Source organism: Williamsia sp. D3 (assembly GCF_000506245.1).
GTDB classification, from domain to species: domain Bacteria; phylum Actinomycetota; class Actinomycetes; order Mycobacteriales; family Mycobacteriaceae; genus Williamsia; species Williamsia muralis.
On sequence record NZ_AYTE01000004.1, the window covers coordinates 299,333 to 315,842 of the forward strand.

Genomic DNA, 16,510 nt, shown 5'->3' on the forward strand with positions numbered 1-16,510 from the left:
TGTCGAGTCGGGTCACGCCTGGTGCACGAATTCGTCTGCGCGTTGAGCTGCTCGTCGGCCGATTTCGGTCAGCCAGTACGACGGGGCCTTCATCGCTTGCGTTGTGGAACCTGCCATTTCCGTCAGGGAATAGGTCGGCACGTCGATACCCGCGTCGACCTGGCCGGCAACCACTACCACCGAGACGTGGCTTTCAGCGGCGAGGGAGACGATGTGCCCAACGATCTTGCCGGTGAGCGATGTGTGGTCGAACCTGCCCTCGCCGGTGATGATCAGATCCGCTTCCGGCGCGGCCGACGTGAGACCAGTCAGGCCGCACACCCGCGCTGCACCTGGGGTGATCCGTGCTCGCCACGCCGCCGCCAGGCCGAATGCGACGCCACCCGCCGCGCCCATTCCGGGCATCGAGGGATCGGCAGCGAGACCGGCGTCGGCCAACAGATCCACCCATCGACGCAGTCCCCTGTCCAGCTCTTCAACGATTTGTGCGTCGGCGCCTTTCTGAGGCCCGAACACGCTCGCCGCACCCGCCGGACCGAACAGCACGGCGGAGGTGTCGGCAAGCATCTCGACGTCGGCCGGTGGACTGAGCAATGAGGACGTGTCGACACGTGCGGCGACGAGGAGACCCGCCCCGCCTTCTGGAACCGGCCTGCCCGCCCGGTCGAAGACTTCGAGGCCAAGCGCACGTAGAGCACCCAATCCTCCGTCCGTCGAGGCGGAACCGCCCAGCGCCACAGTCAGTCTCAAACAGTCGGTGCGTCGGATCACCTCGCCGAGTCCGCGAGACGTCGCGCCGAGTGGGTCGAGCCGATCGAGGTAGGCGATTCCCGACGACTCGGCGAGCTCCACCACAGCGCGACCGTCAGGCATGTTCAGCCAACGGGCTGAGACCGGACGCCCGTGGGGACCGGTTGCGGTGTCGTGGGCGGACCACGTGGCATCTCCGACCGCTTGGGCAATTACCGCCAGCGTTCCCTCACCGCCGTCAGCCTGTGGCATGAGGACGAGTTCGTCACCCGGGCGTGCCCGGGCCCAACCTCTGCTCAAGGCCTGCGCGACGTCCACCGCGCCAAGCGATCCCTTGAACGAATCGGGCGCGACCAGAACTCTCATCCGGCCAGCGGTGGCAAGACGAGATCACGGTACCGCTGTTTCATGTCCTCGATCACCTGGTGGCCGTCGGTTGACCACACTTTCTCGTTGAAGATCTCCACTTCGACATCGCCCTGGTAGCCGGCCGCTCGCACCCACGTTCCGATGGTGCCGAAATCGATGACTCCGTCACCCATCATTCCGCGCGAGAGCAAGGGGTCGGCCTCCATCGGCACCAACCAGTCACACACCTGGTAGGAGCTGATCCTGCCCTCTTTCCCGGCCTGCCGAATCTTGTTGTACAGCTCCGGATCCCACCAGACGTGGAAGGTGTCCACGACAACTCCCACGGCTTCGACGGGGTGCGGTGATGCCATCGACAACGCCTGTCCCAGGGTGGAAATCACCGCCCGATCGGCAGCAAACATGGGATGCAACGGCTCGAGCGCGATGCGGACACCACGGTCAATCGCGTAGGGAACCAGCTGCGCCAGACGGTCTTCCACTCGCGCGCGTGCCCCGATGAGATCGCGGTCCGGCAGACCGCCCATCACCATCACCAGCTCGGGAGCCCCGAGTTCGGCGGCCTCATCCAGTGCGCGACGATTGTCGTCGAGACCGTCACCGAGCACACCGGTCATGAATCCGCCCCGACACAGACTCGACACCCGAAGGCCCGCGTCCGCAATATGCTTCGCCGACGAGGCGAGGCCGGCCTCTTGTACCCGATCTCGCCAGAGACCGACTGCGCCGAGACCGGCACTGGCCGCCCCGTCCACAGCTTCTGCCAAAGTCCACGAGTTGACGGTCTTGGTGTTCAGAGACAGTGTTGCGTAGGGATTGTCGAGGTCGTAGGGAGATGTCTGTACAGCTGTGGTCATCACGATCGGACTCCGTTCAGTTCGAGGTACAGACCCATACGATGAATTGCCAGCTCCGGGTCGGTGAGCAATCCCGCCTTGTCGGCCAGGACGAACAAGGTCGTCAGATGCTCCACGCTTCTCCCGGAGGCCAGCCCGCCCACCATGGAGAACCCGGACTGTCTCCCCCGCAACCAGGACAGGAACGCGATTCCGGTCTTGTAGTAGTAGGTGGGCGAAGTGAAGATGTGGCGACCGAGGTCCTCGGTGGACCTCAAGATTTGTTCTGCGCGTCGGACATTCCCGCGGTCGAGCTCCTGCAGGGCGGTGGACGCCGCCGGATAGATACCCGCGAAGATGCCGAGCAAAGCGTCGGAGTGACCACGTTCGTCACCGATGATCAACCGCGGGTAGTTGAAGTCGTCGCCGGTGTACATCCGCACGTTCGGCGGTAGCGTGCGCCGGAGCGCTATCTCGTGCTGCGCATCGAGCAAGGAGACCTTGACGCCGTCGACCTTCGTGCTGTTGGCCTCGATGAGCCCACGGAACACGGCCGTCGCCTCTTCGACGTCGTCACTGCCCCAATAGCCTTGCAACGCAGGGTCGAACATGGTGCCGAGCCAGTGCAGTATCACCGGACAATCCACCTCGGACAGCAGAGTGGTGTACACGGATACGTAGTCGTCGGGCGATTGCGCCACCCGAGCCAGTGCCCGCGACGCCATGATGATGATCGTGGCGCCCGACTCACCGACCAGGGCGATCTGCTCGCGATAGGCGTCCAGGACTGCGGTGAGACCGGCGGCTCCCGATGGCAGAGCGTCGAGGTCGAGCTGATCGGTGCCTGCACCGCATGCGAGCATGCCCCCGGCGGCGGTCGCCTCGGCACCCGACCGTCTGATCAACTCGGCAGTCGCCGACCAGTCGAGGCCCATGCCCCGCTGCGCTGTGTCCATTGCGTCAGCGACCCCGAGTCCGTACGACCACAACTCGTGTCGATAGGAAAGCGTGGCCTCCCAGTCGATGTCGGCGGGTGCACCGGGCGTGTTGTCTGCCGTCGCGCGTGGGATCACATGGGCTGCCGCGTACACCTTGCGAGAGGTGATGGGCGATGACGGCTTCGTCCATTCCCCGGGTTCGGCGAGCACATGATTGCCCCTGCCCGGCAGAGCAATGGACAGGTGCGCATCGGTGACGGTCACAGCGTGATCTCCGGCACGGCGAGACGGCGGCCCTCGGCCGAGCTCCGCAGGCCGAGTTCGGCCAGTTGCACACCGCGGGCTGCCGACAACAGTCCGTACCGATGCGGACGCTCGGCGATGACGTCTCGTAAGAACTCTTCCCATTGCAGCTTGAACCCGTTGTCGAGGTCGGCATTGGCGGGCACGTCGAGCCATTGGTCCCGGAAGGGTTCGGTCACCGGCAGGTCGGGGTTCCAAACGGGTTTGGGTGTGTGGGATCGGTGCTGGGCCACACAGTTACGCAGTCCGGCGACAGCTGAGCCGTGGGTACCGTCGACCTGGAACTCCACCAGCTCATCGCGATGAACCCGTACTGTCCACGACGAGTTGATCTGTGCCACAACGCCGTTCTCCATCTCAAAGATTCCGTATGCGGCGTCGTCGGCGGTGGCCGGGTATTCGTTGCCGTCTTCGTCCCATCGAACGGGGACGTGGGTGACAGCTTTGGCTGTGACGGACTCGACTTTGCCGAGGATGTTCTCGAGGACGTAGTTCCAATGACAGAACATGTCCACGACGATGCCGCCACCGTCTTCGGCACGGTAGTTCCAGCTGGGACGCTGCGCCGGTTGACCGTCGCCCTCGAACACCCAGTAGCCGAACTCGCCCCGAAGAGAGAGGATCCGTCCGAAGAAGCCCTCATCGACGAGGCGACGCAGTTTGACCAGCCCTGGAAGATAGAGCTTGTCGTGGACGACACCGGTGGTGACCCCGGCGTTCTCCCCGATACGGGCGAGTTCGACAGCCTGCGTGAGCGTCTCGGCGGTCGGCTTCTCGGTGTAGATGTGCTTGCCCGCCTTCATCGCGGCGGCCAGCGCCTCTGCCCGCCGCGACGTCACCTGGGCGTCGAAGTAGATGTCGGTGCTCGGATCGTGGATGACCGCCGATGCGTCGGTGCTGTATTCGGCGATGCCGTGCAGAGAACACAGTTCGTGCAGTTTTGCCTCGTTGCGCCCGACGAGGATCGGTTCGAGCTGGACGCGGCTACCGTCGGCCAGGAGCAGGCCGCCGGAGTCACGAATGGGAAGTATTGATCGCATGAGGTGCTGGCGGTAGCCCATGCGGCCGGTGACGCCATTCATGGCGATGCGCAGGGTACGAGTCGAGGTGGACATGAGAATGCCTTTTCTTTGAACAGCCGATGCTCGATCGGCGGCCGGCCCGGGGCGCGGCAGAGCTGAAAGGGATGGACGGGAACACACGGGCGGGAAAGGTCACCCGAGTGGATTTCACAACTCAGCTTCGGAATGCGCTTTCCAAGCTATGCTGCTCTCAACGATTGGTCAATAGGCACATCGAGCCGATGCAGAGGCGAAAGGTCGTTGAGATGGCGGCGGTGAGATTGCAGGACGTCGCGGCGGCCGCGGGCGTCTCGCAGGCAACCGCTTCGCGGGTGCTCAACGGGTCCGCACGCGTTCCCGGCGTGGGTGTTGCCGACCGTGTTCGCGCTGCCGCCGCCGAGCTGGGCTACGTCCCAAATGCGCAGGCCCAGGCGTTGGCGCGGTCATCGACCGGACTGATCGGCCTGGTGGTGCACGATGTTGCCGACCCGTACTTCTCCTCCATCGTCCGGGGCGTTCAGGCGCAGGCCCGGGCAGCGGGGAAGCTGGTGTTGCTCGCCAGCACCGAACGCGACTTCGATGTCGAGCGTCAGTCGGTCAGCACGTTCATCTCCCACCGGGCAGACGCCATCATCCTGGCTGGGTCTCGCCAGAGCGGAGACCTCGATCGCGACCTCGAGAAGGAGTTCGCGGTCTATCGCGAGAACGGCGGCAAGGTGGTCGTCATCGGCCAGCCGCTGTCGTTCGGCGCCGCCGTCGAGCCTGAGAATTGGTCGGCATCAGGGCAATTGGCAGAGGCCCTCTACCAGCACGGGCATCGCACATTCGCGATCATCGGCGGGCCGGGCAACATCCGCACATCGGTCGACCGCCGGAACGGATTCGTCGACACCTTGAGCAGACACGGGCTCAGCCCGATCATCGAAGTGTCGGGCGACTTCTCCCGAGACGGCGGATACAGTGCGGCGCGACGACTCGCCGCGGCGCTGGAAATCAGTCCGCAGAGTCCTCGAGGCCGGCCGCCCTGCGTTTTCGCGGTCACCGACGTGATGGCGATAGGTGCCATCGCCGCATGGCGCGAGCTGGGACTCAGTGTGCCCGAACATGTCTGCGTGGCGGGTTTCGACGACATCCCCACCCTGCGCGATCATGTCCCCAGCCTGTCCACAGTCGCCCTGTCGTTGGTCGACATCGGTCGGCGTGCAGTGGATCTGGCTCTCGACGAAGCAGCCGCTGGGCAGTGTGCCCACGAGTTCGTTCCGGGCACCGTGATCTTGCGTCACAGCAGCGCCTTGAGCAGCTGATTCCTCCCAGCCTATTGACAGTGTGGTCGCGATCACATTACGTTGACCTCAGCTTCGGAAAGCGCATTCCCGCGGACCTCGGTCTGCATCACTACTAGCTTTAGGACTCCTCATGGCGGTAACAACGTCGGTCGAGATCCGTTCTGCTGCGTTGCAGGCGTCACCCCTCACGCCGACGCGTCACCGACGGTTTCCCTCGTTCCGAAATACTTGGTCCGGCCTTTGGCGGCCGCTCGCCCTGGTAGCGGTTCTCGTCGCCGCCTGGTGGGCGGTGACCAAGTTCGAACTGGTTGCGCCGTACATCCTTCCGTCACCGGGCGACACCTGGCAGACGATGGTGGACAACGCTTCGTACCTCACCACCCACACCTGGGTCACCACCTACGAAACCGTCGCCGGCTTCCTCATCGCCGCCGTGATCGGCGAAGCAGTCGCGGTGATGATGCTCTACTCTCCGAGCGTCGAGAAGACGATGTACCCTCTGATCCTCTTCGCACAGGTCATCCCGAAGATCGCGATCGCACCGCTGTTCGTGGTGTGGCTCGGCTTCGGACCCAGCCCCAAAATCCTTGTCGCCGTGCTGATGGCGTTCTTCCCCATCGTCATCTCCGGGATGGCCGGTCTGCGCTCGGTGGATCCGGAGATCGTCGAGCTCACCTCCACGATGGGCGCCGGACGCTGGAAGACCTTCGCCAAGGTGCGCTTTCCCGCCTCTCTTCCACAGCTCCTGTCCGGACTGAAGATCGCTGCGACGCTCGCCGTCACCGGCGCCGTGGTCGGCGAGTTCGTGGGGGCCAACGAAGGCCTGGGCTACGTGATCCTGCAGGCCAACGGAACCATCGACACCGCAATGCTGTTCGCGGCGCTGATCATCATGTCGCTGCTCGGGATCATCCTGTTCATGATCATCGAGTTCGCCGAGAAGCTGCTCATCCCATGGCATGCCTCACGCCGATCTACCGCCTCTGTCGGCGCGTCGGCCGTCTGAAACACTCGAACCTCACTCAACGGAGATTGAACATGAAACTGAAAACCCTTGTGGTCGCGGCCATTGCGACGACACTCGCACTCGCCGGCTGCGGTGGTGGAGCCGCGGAGAAGAAGCCCGGCGCCGACGGCCAGGCCACCGCGACATCGCTGATGCTCAACTGGTACCCCTACGGCGAGCATGCTCCGTTCTATTACGGGGTGCAGGAGGGCATTTTCGCCAAACACGGAATCGACCTCACGATCAAGGCCGGGCAGGGATCGACCAAGACCGCGCAGGCCGCCGGTTCGAACCAGACCGACTTCGGCTGGGCCGACACCCCTGCCGTGGTGAGCAACATCGGCAAGGGCGTCAAGATCAAGAGCGTCGGAGTGTTCTTGCAGACAACGCCATCGGCGGTGCAGGTTTATGCCGATTCCGGCATCACGAAACCGGCCGACCTGGCCGGCAAGACCATTGCAGTCTCAGCAGGCGACGCCCCGACCACCACGTTCCCGATCTACCTCGAAAAGGCCGGCGTGCCCGCCGATCAGGTGAAGCAACAGAGCCTCGACGCCGCCGGGAAGGTCGCGGCGATGTTGTCAGGAAAGGTCGACGGGCTCATCGGATTCGCACATGACCAGGGCCCGACCATCGCCAACAAGAGCGGGCGTGACATGCGTTACCTCCGCTATTCCGATGTGGGCCTGAACTTTTACAGCAACGGCCTGATCGCCAACAACGGAATGATCGAGAGCTCACCCGAGCTGGTGCAGGCAATGGTCGACGCCACCAGCGAAGCCTTCACCGCCGCCGCGGCCAATCCCGAGGCAGCAGTGGCCGCGATGGAGGGCAAGGATCCCCAGATGCCGCCGAAGGAAGTTCTGCTGCAGCAGTGGACGGAAACCATTCCGCTGCTCTCGACTGCCGGCACCAAAGGTGAGGCACCCGGAGTGAACACCGACGAAGACTGGGCCGCGACGATCGCTGTGCTGAGCGACTCCGGTCTACTCGAGAACGCCGGCGAACCCTCGCAGTACTGGGATTCGGCCTTCACCCCCACCGACACCAAGTGAGTGAGTGAGTGACTATGAATGCCACCACGATCGAACCCCCGAACACTGTGACCGATTCCGCAGTGTCCGTCGAGAACCTGAGCGTGCACTTCTCCTCGAAGCGCGGTGAGGTCACCGCACTCGACGACGTGCAGTTGCACGTACGAGAAGGCGAGTTCGTCACGATCGCCGGACCTTCTGGTTGCGGCAAGTCGACGCTGCTGAAAGTGGTTGCGGGACTCACCAATGCGTCTCACGGTAGCGTGCGGCTACACGGCAGCGAGGTCAAAGGTCCTCAGCGGGGCATCGGCTACGTCTTCCAAAGGGCGGCCCTGCTCGAGTGGCGCACGGTTCGCAAGAACATCTTGATCCAGGCAGAGATGCGCGGCATGAACAAGCGGACTGCCGCGGCGAAGGCAGATCAGCTCATCGAGATGACCGGGCTCACCGGTTTCGAGGGCGCGCTCCCCCATGAGTTGTCCGGTGGCATGCAACAACGGGTCTCCCTGTGCAGGGCGTTGTTGCACGAGCCCGAGGTGCTGCTGATGGATGAACCCTTCGGAGCGCTCGACGCACTAACTCGCGAGCGGATGAACGTCGAGCTGCATCGCATCTGGCGAGAGACCGGCACCACCGTGATGCTGGTGACCCACTCGGTCGCCGAAGCGGTGTACCTGGCGAACCGAGTGGTGGTGATGAGTCCTCGGCCAGGCCGCATCGTAGAGATACTCGACGTCGATCTGCCCGCGGAGCGCGACTACAGCGCAACCATGGAGCAGCCCGAGTTCATCGCAGTGGCCAACCGGGTACGTGATCTCCTCGGGGCGACAACCAGCGCAGACTGACTGAGTGGCGGGCAGCGCACGCGCTGCCCGCCACTCCCATTCGGACGGGCCGCTTCGGCTGGTCCGGTCAGTCCCCGCGGTACTCGTCTTCCAGCGGTGCGGTCACCACCTGTTCCTGTTCATGGACGTCGGCCGGGTCCGCGTCGAGCGGCCCGCTCCCACCGGCGGCGTCTTCGGCAACATCGGCCTGCTCCGGATCCACGTCTTGCTGCTGTTCGAGCACATCTTCGACAGGCTGGACATCGCTTGGTTCTCCGATCTCGGTCATGGAATTCCCCTACCCCGTCGACGGTGCGAAAAAACCCTTGGCCGGAAATTTCTTGAACTGCTCAGGGCGCACGGATGAAACGACCGATCACCTGCGCTCGGCCGCCCATTCGGTCACGTAGTCGCGAAATCGTCTGGCAACCGGCGTCATCGCGCGGTCGCGATGCCAGATCAGCCCGACATCACGCGAACTGCGGTCACCGGTCAGTGGGAGCAGGGTGAGGCCCGCGGGCAGCTGTGGGTTGTCCTCGACCGGTATCACCGCAACCCCGAGGCCCGCGGCGACAAAGCCTGCGACCGTCCCCAGCTCGGTGGCTTCGAAGGTGATCTGCGGCCGGAAGTCCGCCTCAGCGCACAGCTCCTCCAGGATCCGTCGCATGCCGAACGTCGGCCCCATCGCGACAAACGACTCGTCGCGCGCCTCGGTCATGGCGATCTCGTCGCGGACCGCAAACGGATGGTCGGCGGGTACCGCGAGGGCCAGGCGCTGACGCATGATCGGCGCCCACCCCACATCGTTGCTCCGTGGTCGCGGCGACACGATGGCGAGGTCGGCCGGCCCCGCGACCACCCGGTCGAGGATGGACTCAGCTGCACCCTGAGTGAGGGTGAAGGCGACCCGGGGCGACATCTGGCGCCGGAACTCCCCGATCAGGGTCGGCACCAGCCAGACCCCGAAGGAGTGCAGGAAGCCCAGGTCGATGGACCCTTCGACCGGGCCGGCCCGGTCGGCGATCTCGTGGCGGGCGGCGTCCATCTCGGCGACGGCCCGGCGCAGATGCCCTAGGTAGATCTGCCCGTAGGCGTTGAGCCGGAGTCGCTTGGCGTGCCGGTCGAACAATTCCACCCCGAGCTCTCGTTCGAGCCTGCCGAGCATTCGCGACAACGTGGGTTGCGTCAAATGCAGCTTGCGAGCGGCTGCGGACGTGTTCTCGAGTTCCGCGAGGGTGATGAACCAGGCGTCGGCCATGGGAGCCTCCTTATGCGTCAAATGCATTAGAGCGCACCAAATGATTCATTTCCACTCGTGGCCGACTAGTGGAACCCTGGGTTCGGTGACCCGCTCGCCGATCAGCCCTCCCCGTCCGATCCCGCCCCGCGCCGGATATCGGACCGGCGAGCGCGGCTACCGCAGAACTGCGTTGGCGCTGTTCACCGCGGGGATGGCGACGTTCATGACGCTGTACTACGTGCAGGGTCTGCTGCCGATGTTCTCGGACCACTACGGGGTGTCGCCGGCCGTCTCGGCACTGGCCGTCTCCGTCACCACAGGTCTTCTCGCCGTGGCGATCGTGCCCGCCAGCGTGCTGTCGGAGCGGTTCGGCAGAGTACGGGTGATGACCGTGTCGGCGGTATCGGCCGCCGCGCTGGGCGTGGTGCTGCCGTGGAGCCCGACGTTCGAACTGTTGCTGGCGGGACGCGCAGTCCAGGGAATCCTCTGCGCAGGAGTTCCCGCAGTGGCCATGGCCTACCTCGCCGAGGAGATCGACGCCCGATCGCTGGGCACGGCGATGGGGATCTACGTCTCCGGCACCACGATCGGAGGCCTGACCGGGCGCCTGATCCCCACCCTCGTGGTCGACTTCACGGCATGGCAGTGGGCGCTGGAGGTTGTCTCCGCCGTTGCGCTTGTGTTCGCAGCGATGTTCTCGCGCCTGGTGCCGCCGTCCAAACAATTTCGGCCACAACCGATCTCGCCGAGGCGGACACTGCAGAACCTCGCCATTCACCTGCGCGACGTCCCGCTCCTGTGTTTGTTCGGGCTCGCGTTTGTGCTGATGGGCGGGTTCGTGACGGTGTACAACTTTCTCGGTTACCGCCTGCTCGCCGACCCGTTCGATCTGCCGGCAGTTCTGGCCGGACTGGTGTTCACGCTCTATCTCGCCGGAACCGCATCCTCAGCCGTGGCGGGCAGGTTGTCGGATTCCTGGGGACGGGAACGCGTGCTGGTGACCGCGATGTGCGTGATGGTGGCCGGGTTGGCGCTCAGCGTTCCCGATTGGCTGCCAACGGTTCTGGCAGGCATCTTCCTCTTCACCGCCGGGTTCTTCGCGGCTCATTCGGTGGCCAGCGGGTGGGTCAGTGCCCGGGCCACCGATCACCGAGCCGAGGCCTCCTCGCTCTATCTACTCGGTTACTACCTCGGGAGCTCGATCGTCGGGGCCTGTGGTGGCGTCGCGTTCGCGATGGGAGGCTGGATCGGCCTGGCCGGATACGTGGCAGCGTTTCTGATCGCCGGGGCCGTCCTCACCGCCGTCCTGCTGCGGTCGATCACCATGCCTGCGGTCATCGGCGAAATCGCCTGAGCCCATCGAGAGCTGACCTAGACTCGGGGAAGCCATCGGAAAGTCGTCGCCCTAGGAGCTCACCCAACATGCCCGACGAGAGCAGCGCGGTTGTATTCGTTCTATTCGGTGCCACAGGCGATCTCGCCAAACGCATGGTGTTGCCGTCCTTCTACGAGTTGGCCCGCGAAGGGTTGCTCCCCGAGACGTGGGCGCTGATCGGAAACGGGCGCGGCCATCGCTCCGACGACGAGTTCCGCGACCACGTGCGGCAGTCGGTCACGGCGTTCGATGCTGCACCCGACGAGACCCAGTGGGCCGATTTCGCGAAGAACGTCCGATTCGCCGGAGGTGGTTTCTCCGTGGACGACCCGGGCGATCTGCCAAGCGTCATCGACGACCTCCGCGGACAACTCGGCGGCGAAGTCCAATTGGTCCACTACATCGCGCTGCCGCCCACGACCTTCTCCGACTACACAGCCGCCCTCGGGGCACACAGTCTCGCCGACGGTGCCCGCGTGGTGTACGAAAAGCCCTTCGGCACTTCACCGGACGACTTCCGGAAGCTCGATGTGGCCGTGCACGACGTGTTCGACGAGAAGCAGGTCTACCGGATCGACCACTTCCTGGGTAAGGAGAGCACCCAGAATCTGCATGTACTCCGGTTCGCCAACGGCATGGTGTCCGGCGTGTGGAATCGGGAGCACGTCGAGCAGGTCCAGATCGACATTCCCGAGACGTTGGACATCGACGATCGGGCGGTCTTCTACGACGCCACCGGGGCGTTCCTCGACATGGTGGTGACACACCTGTTCCAGGTCGCCGCGGAGGTGGCGATGGAGCCGCCGCTGAGCCTGGACGCCGACGATCTGCAGGCGCCCGCGAGTCGGTGATCGCCGCCTTCCGCCCGCTTGATCCGGCCGAGGTGGTCTACGGCCAATACGAAGGTTTCCGGGACACCGAAGGCATTGCCGACGACTCGCAGACAGAGACCTTTGTGGCGGCACGCATGTGGGTCGACACCGACCGCTGGCGTGGAGTGCCATTCGTGATGCGCACGGGCAAGATGCTTAACCGCAGTGCCCAGCGGGTGAGCCTCGTGTTCCGTCGCCCTGACGGGCCGATCAAACATCTCCCACCGGAGGGCACCGTGCTCACCTTCGACCTCAAGGGGGACGGGTCGATCGACATGGCGATGACCGTGAAAGAACCGGGCTCGGGCACTTCCCTGTCCGTCGGACACATGTCGCTCCCCCTCGACAGCGTCGCCGACGGCCTCGCCCCGTACTCACGGCTGATCCTCGACGTCTTACGCGGTGACCGCTCCCTGTTCACCAGGCCGGACGGTCTGGCACACGTCTGGGAGGTCGCCGCCCCTGTTCTCGACAATCCTCCTGTGCCACAGCCTTATTCCCCGGGGTCGGTAGGTCCGAGTGCTGCTGACCGACTCGTCGGACCCTGCGGGTGGATCTTCGACTGACGCGTGATGCTCCCCCACTTCACGGCGCGACCGGGCACTTGGTTCCGTAGGCGGCATTTGCACTATGCCAACGGAATTCGGCGGTAGAAGGCCCACTGTTGACGCGCCTTGATCAGTGGGGTTACATCCGACTATGACCTACGACACACTGATCCGCCGGGGTCGGTGGTTCGATGGCACCGGCGCCCCTTCTTCCATCGCCGATATCGGCATCCGTGACGGCCGAATTGTCGCGGTCAGCGCGCAGCCGCTGGATCCGGCCGGCTGCCGCACCGTGATCGACGCGACCGGCCGATGGGTGCTGCCCGGCATGGTCGACATCCACACCCACTACGACGTCGAGGTTCTCGGCGGGCCGGCGTTGAGCGAGTCGCTGCGGCACGGCGTGACCACCGTTCTGCTGGGTTCGTGTTCACTGTCCACGATCCACATCGGAGCCGAGGTGGCCGGCGATCTCTTCGGCCGCGTCGAGGCGATCCCGCGGCGACATGTGATCGCCAACGTCGACAGCCGCAAGAACTGGCGCAGTGCCGCCGAGTACGTCGACGCGCTCGAATCGCTTCCGCTGGGGCCCAACCTTGCCGCGTTCATCGGACACTCGGACATGCGGGCGGCAACGATGGGCCTCGACCGGGCGACACGCAAAGAGGTGGCCCCCGAACCCGAAGAGCTTCTTCGCATGGAGAAGATGCTCAACGAGGCGCTGGACGCCGGCTTTGTCGGAATGTCCTCGCAGCAGCTGCTTTTCGACAAACTCGACGGAGAGGTGTGCCGTTCTCGCACGCTTCCTTCCACCTACGCCAAGGCGCCAGAACTCCGTCGGCTGGGTGCCATACTGCGCACCCGCAATCGGGTTCTGCAGACCGGACCCGACATCTCGCGGCCTTGGAACGTGCTCTCCCAAGCGTTCGGTTCCCTGGGCCTGGGTCGTCGTCGCCAACTCAAGACCAGCCTGCTCTCGGCGGCAGACATCAAGGCTCGCCCCGAGGTCATCCACGCGATGGGTCCGATCGCGCGGTTCATCAACAAGCTCGGCGGGAACTTCCGCTGGCAACACCTCCCGGTCCCCTTCGAGGTCTATGCGGACGGAATCGACCTGGCGGTGTTCGAGGAGTTCGGCTCGGGCGCGGCAGCTCTGCATCTGCAGACCGAGGTCGACCGCAACGAGCTCATGCAAGGCGAGGGCTACCGGCGCGCGTTCCGCAAGGACTACGGACGCAAGTACGGCCCCCGGGTGTGGCATCGCGACTTCTTCGACGCCGAGATCGTCGAATGCCCCGACACCTCGGTGGTCGGCAAGTCGTTCGGCCAGGTCGGTGTCGACCGCGGTGGACTGCACCCCGTCGACGCGTTCCTCGATCTCGTCGTCGAGCACGGCAACCACCTCCGTTGGCGCACAACCATCTCGAACCACCGTCCCGAACTCCTCAAGAAGCTCGCAGTGGAACCGGGTGTTCAGCTGGGCTTCTCCGATGCCGGCGCCCATCTGCGCAACATGGCGTTCTACAACTTCGGACTCCGGCTGTTGCGCCATGTTCATTCGGCGGCAGAGGCCGGTACGCCGTTCATGACGGTCGAACACGCGGTGCACCGGCTCACCGGTGAGCTCGCCGACTGGTACGACATCGATGCCGGGCACCTTCGCATCGGCGACCGGGCAGACCTCCTCGTTCTCGACCCCGACCACCTCGACGAGCAACTCGATGCCTACAGCGAATCAAGGCTCGAGCAGTTCGGCGGCCTGTCACGAATGGTGAACCGCAACGACGAAACCGTTTGCGCCGTGATGGTCAACGGCGAATTGGTGTTCGAGAGTGGTTCACCCACAGCAGTTCTCGGTAAACGACGGGTCGGGCGCTTTCTACGCACCCGAACCGGTGGTAGCCCGGCCCCGTCGCCGCACGATCGATCCGCACATCCAACACCTCAAGGGGTATGAGTGACGAGCACCAACGAATCCGTAGTCCTCGGCCTGTGGGCCGCCCTGAGCCGACGCGACTGGGAGGCCATCAAGGGCTTTGTGTCCGACGACTGCATATACGTCGACATGCCGGTGGGTCCTGCCGCTGCCGCCCGAGGGCCCGAGGACATCGTGAAGCGCCTGAAGATCGGCTTGGAGAGCCTCGCCGACTACGTCAACCATGACGGCTTACTGGTGGAGAACGGTCAGGACGTGATGTACGAACACACCGAGACCTGGACCTGGCCCACCGGCGAAACCGCGACCCTCGCTTTTGTGACCGTGCACAAGGTTGTCGATGGGCGCATCACCCTGTGGAAGGACTACTGGGACTTCGGCGGCCTGGCCAATCACGCGCCGCCGAACTGGGTGGAGAACTTCAGTTCCGCCGACATGTCGTGGATGTACGACGCGACCGGCGTCATCTGAGTCGGCCCTGAGCGGCCGCAACCCAGCCTCGGCGTGACCGTGGCGCGCGGTGATGTGGGTCCACCGAAACGTGCCGGATAAATCGGACATATTGTCTAATTATCTTTAATTTCAGATGTTTTGGTGTTGATGATCACGGGCATACGTTCGGTAGGGCAGCATTTGCGACTGCAAATCGCCGTTCATTCCGAGCACTACTAGGAGAGACACCGTGACCATTTCCAGCAACCAAGTGAGCAAACTTTCCAGCGGCGGCGGAAACGTCGTGTCCGCGAGCGGCGGCAAGATCGGCAGTATCGGCCAGATCTACCTCGACAACCAGACCGACGAGCCCACGTGGGTGACCGTCAAGACGGGCCTGTTCGGCACATCCGAGTCGTTCGCACCTCTCGCCGATGCCACCGTGCAGGGCAACGACATTGCCATCCACTACGACAAAGACAAGATCAAAGACGCGCCGCGGGTCGATCCTGACGGGAGTCTGTCGCCGGCCGAAGAGGACCGACTCTACGAGTACTACGGTCTCGCAGGAACCGGCGGCGGCGTTGATGCGGGCCACGTCGGCACCGCGGACAAGCCGAGCAATTCCGGCAAAGGAGTTGTCGGACATGATACTTCGGGTCCCACCACGGACGATGCGATGACCGTCTCCGAGGAGAAGGTTCGTGTCGGCACCACCCAGCAGGAGACCGGCCGTGCACGACTGCGCAAGTATGTCGTCACCGAGAACGTCACCAAGACGGTTCCGGTCAGCCATGAAGAGGTGCGTGTGGAGCGTGAGCCGATCACCGACGCCAATCGTGGCGCCGCGCACGACGGTCCCGCCATCAGCGAAGAGGAGCACGAGGTGGTCCTCCACAGCGAGGTGCCCGTCGTGGACAAGGACGTCGAAGCTGTCGAACGGGTTCGGCTCAACACCGAGACAGTGACCGACGAGGCCACTGTCACCGACGAGGTGCGCAAGGAGCGCGTCGAGGTCGACGAAGACGGCAAGAAGCACTAACGATCCGGCTCACGCCGCCATTTCTGGAAAGGGAATGGCGGCGCAGCCCTGTCACGGCCGTTCGTTCCGGGCGGCCTTCTCGACGATGGCGGCGATGCGCTTGGACTTGGTCTCCGGGCGCTTGGCAAACGCGATCTGCGAGAGCCCGAACTTACGAGCACTGGGCGGGAACGCATCCCAGTTGCGGCGCGCGTCGGGATTGGTATCGAGAGCTGTTGCCAATTCGGCTGATTCGACCAACGCCTCGGCATCATCGAGCAGGTTCCACATTCCGCGGGTTTTGGCGTCGTCGATGACCGCTTGCCCCGGAGGTCGCATCCGCCCCTGAGCGATCAAATCGGCAACCCGTGCCTTGTTCGACGCCGCCCACGCACTGTCGCGTCCCCTTCGCGTGAACCACATGCCGCGGCGGTGGTCGTCGATCGCCCGGGTGTGACCGTCGATCCATCCCCAGCAAAGCGCTTCGCGAACGGCTTCGTCGTAGTCGAGTGGTGGGTGACCGGATCCCTTGCGCCAGAACACGAGCCACACGCCCGACGACGTGGCGTGATTGTCTGCCAGCCACCTGCCCCATTCGGAAAGATCCGCCGGATGCAGCTGGGGCGCCTGGGTGTCAGCCATGTCGGTAGCGTAGCGCCGGTGCCATCTGCGGCCCGCC

15 protein-coding genes and 1 pseudogene are annotated in these 16,510 nt (G+C 64.4%); 9 read left to right on the top strand and 7 right to left on the bottom strand.

What is annotated here, in order from left to right:
- Window positions 1–12 precede the first annotated feature (12 nt).
- The 4 genes from W823_RS35155 to W823_RS35170 are packed head-to-tail and all read right to left on the bottom strand — an operon-like array spanning window position 13 to window position 4,311.
- Window positions 13–1,116: a glycerate kinase gene (locus tag W823_RS35155; protein ID WP_023955162.1), complete on the bottom strand. Its 1,104-nt coding sequence runs from the start codon at window positions 1,114–1,116 to the stop codon at window positions 13–15.
- Window positions 1,113–1,976, bottom strand: coding sequence for a sugar phosphate isomerase/epimerase (locus W823_RS35160; protein ID WP_023955164.1), 864 nt, complete (start codon window positions 1,974–1,976; stop codon window positions 1,113–1,115). Before W823_RS35160 ends, W823_RS35155 begins: the two co-directional genes overlap by 4 nt.
- Window positions 1,976–3,157 carry a dihydrodipicolinate synthase family protein gene (locus W823_RS35165; RefSeq protein ID WP_023955166.1) on the bottom strand — a complete coding sequence of 394 codons (1,182 nt, stop codon included), beginning with the start codon at window positions 3,155–3,157 and terminating at the stop codon, window positions 1,976–1,978. The genes W823_RS35160 and W823_RS35165 overlap by 1 nt, the downstream gene beginning before the upstream one ends.
- On the bottom strand, window positions 3,154–4,311 hold the full coding sequence (locus W823_RS35170; protein WP_023955168.1) for a Gfo/Idh/MocA family protein: 1,158 nt from the start codon (window positions 4,309–4,311) through the stop codon (window positions 3,154–3,156). Before W823_RS35170 ends, W823_RS35165 begins: the two co-directional genes overlap by 4 nt.
- A 212-nt stretch (window positions 4,312–4,523) precedes the next feature.
- On the opposite strand from W823_RS35170, the gene W823_RS35175 reads away from it, so the two are divergent.
- The 4 genes from W823_RS35175 (at window position 4,524) to W823_RS35190 (ending at window position 8,428) form a co-directional block, all read left to right on the top strand.
- Window positions 4,524–5,561 carry a LacI family DNA-binding transcriptional regulator gene (locus tag W823_RS35175; RefSeq protein WP_031331411.1) on the top strand — a complete coding sequence of 346 codons (1,038 nt, stop codon included), beginning with the start codon at window positions 4,524–4,526 and terminating at the stop codon, window positions 5,559–5,561.
- 271 nt (window positions 5,562–5,832) lie between these two features.
- On the top strand, window positions 5,833–6,549 hold the full coding sequence (locus W823_RS35180; RefSeq protein WP_235189400.1) for an ABC transporter permease: 717 nt from the start codon (window positions 5,833–5,835) through the stop codon (window positions 6,547–6,549).
- Window positions 6,550–6,581: 32 nt separating this feature from the next.
- Complete coding sequence (locus W823_RS35185) at window positions 6,582–7,604, top strand: ABC transporter substrate-binding protein (RefSeq protein WP_031331413.1); 1,023 nt, start codon at window positions 6,582–6,584, stop codon at window positions 7,602–7,604.
- A 14-nt stretch (window positions 7,605–7,618) separates the two neighbouring features.
- Window positions 7,619–8,428: an ABC transporter ATP-binding protein gene (locus tag W823_RS35190; RefSeq protein WP_023955176.1), complete on the top strand. Its 810-nt coding sequence runs from the start codon at window positions 7,619–7,621 to the stop codon at window positions 8,426–8,428.
- A gap of 67 nt (window positions 8,429–8,495) precedes the next feature.
- Here the strand turns inward: W823_RS35190 and W823_RS35195 are convergent, their stop codons facing one another.
- Entirely contained in the window at window positions 8,496–8,696 is a 201-nt protein-coding gene (locus W823_RS35195; protein WP_023955178.1) for a hypothetical protein, read from the bottom strand.
- A gap of 87 nt (window positions 8,697–8,783) precedes the next feature.
- Window positions 8,784–9,665 carry a LysR family transcriptional regulator gene (locus tag W823_RS35200; protein WP_023955180.1) on the bottom strand — a complete coding sequence of 294 codons (882 nt, stop codon included), beginning with the start codon at window positions 9,663–9,665 and terminating at the stop codon, window positions 8,784–8,786.
- A gap of 40 nt (window positions 9,666–9,705) precedes the next feature.
- Between W823_RS35200 and W823_RS35205 the strand changes: the two genes are divergently transcribed.
- From W823_RS35205 to W823_RS35225, 5 genes and pseudogenes are all read left to right on the top strand, one after another.
- A complete protein-coding gene (locus tag W823_RS35205; protein WP_038252237.1) occupies window positions 9,706–11,001 on the top strand; it encodes an MFS transporter in 1,296 nt (431 codons plus the stop codon).
- A gap of 68 nt (window positions 11,002–11,069) precedes the next feature.
- Window positions 11,070–12,460: pseudogene (locus W823_RS35210) on the top strand (glucose-6-phosphate dehydrogenase (NADP(+))).
- A 133-nt stretch (window positions 12,461–12,593) separates the two neighbouring features.
- On the top strand, window positions 12,594–14,399 hold the full coding sequence (locus tag W823_RS35215; RefSeq protein WP_023955183.1) for an amidohydrolase family protein: 1,806 nt from the start codon (window positions 12,594–12,596) through the stop codon (window positions 14,397–14,399).
- Window positions 14,400–14,849 carry a nuclear transport factor 2 family protein gene (locus W823_RS35220; RefSeq protein ID WP_023955186.1) on the top strand — a complete coding sequence of 150 codons (450 nt, stop codon included), beginning with the start codon at window positions 14,400–14,402 and terminating at the stop codon, window positions 14,847–14,849.
- 211 nt (window positions 14,850–15,060) lie between these two features.
- Window positions 15,061–15,852, top strand: a complete 792-nt coding sequence (locus tag W823_RS35225) for a YsnF/AvaK domain-containing protein (protein WP_023955187.1) — start codon at window positions 15,061–15,063, stop codon at window positions 15,850–15,852.
- Between the two features lie 51 nt (window positions 15,853–15,903).
- On the opposite strand, the gene W823_RS35230 is transcribed toward W823_RS35225, so the two are convergent.
- On the bottom strand, window positions 15,904–16,473 hold the full coding sequence (locus W823_RS35230) for a YdeI family protein (RefSeq protein ID WP_023955189.1): 570 nt from the start codon (window positions 16,471–16,473) through the stop codon (window positions 15,904–15,906).
- Window positions 16,474–16,510: the final 37 nt, after the last annotated feature.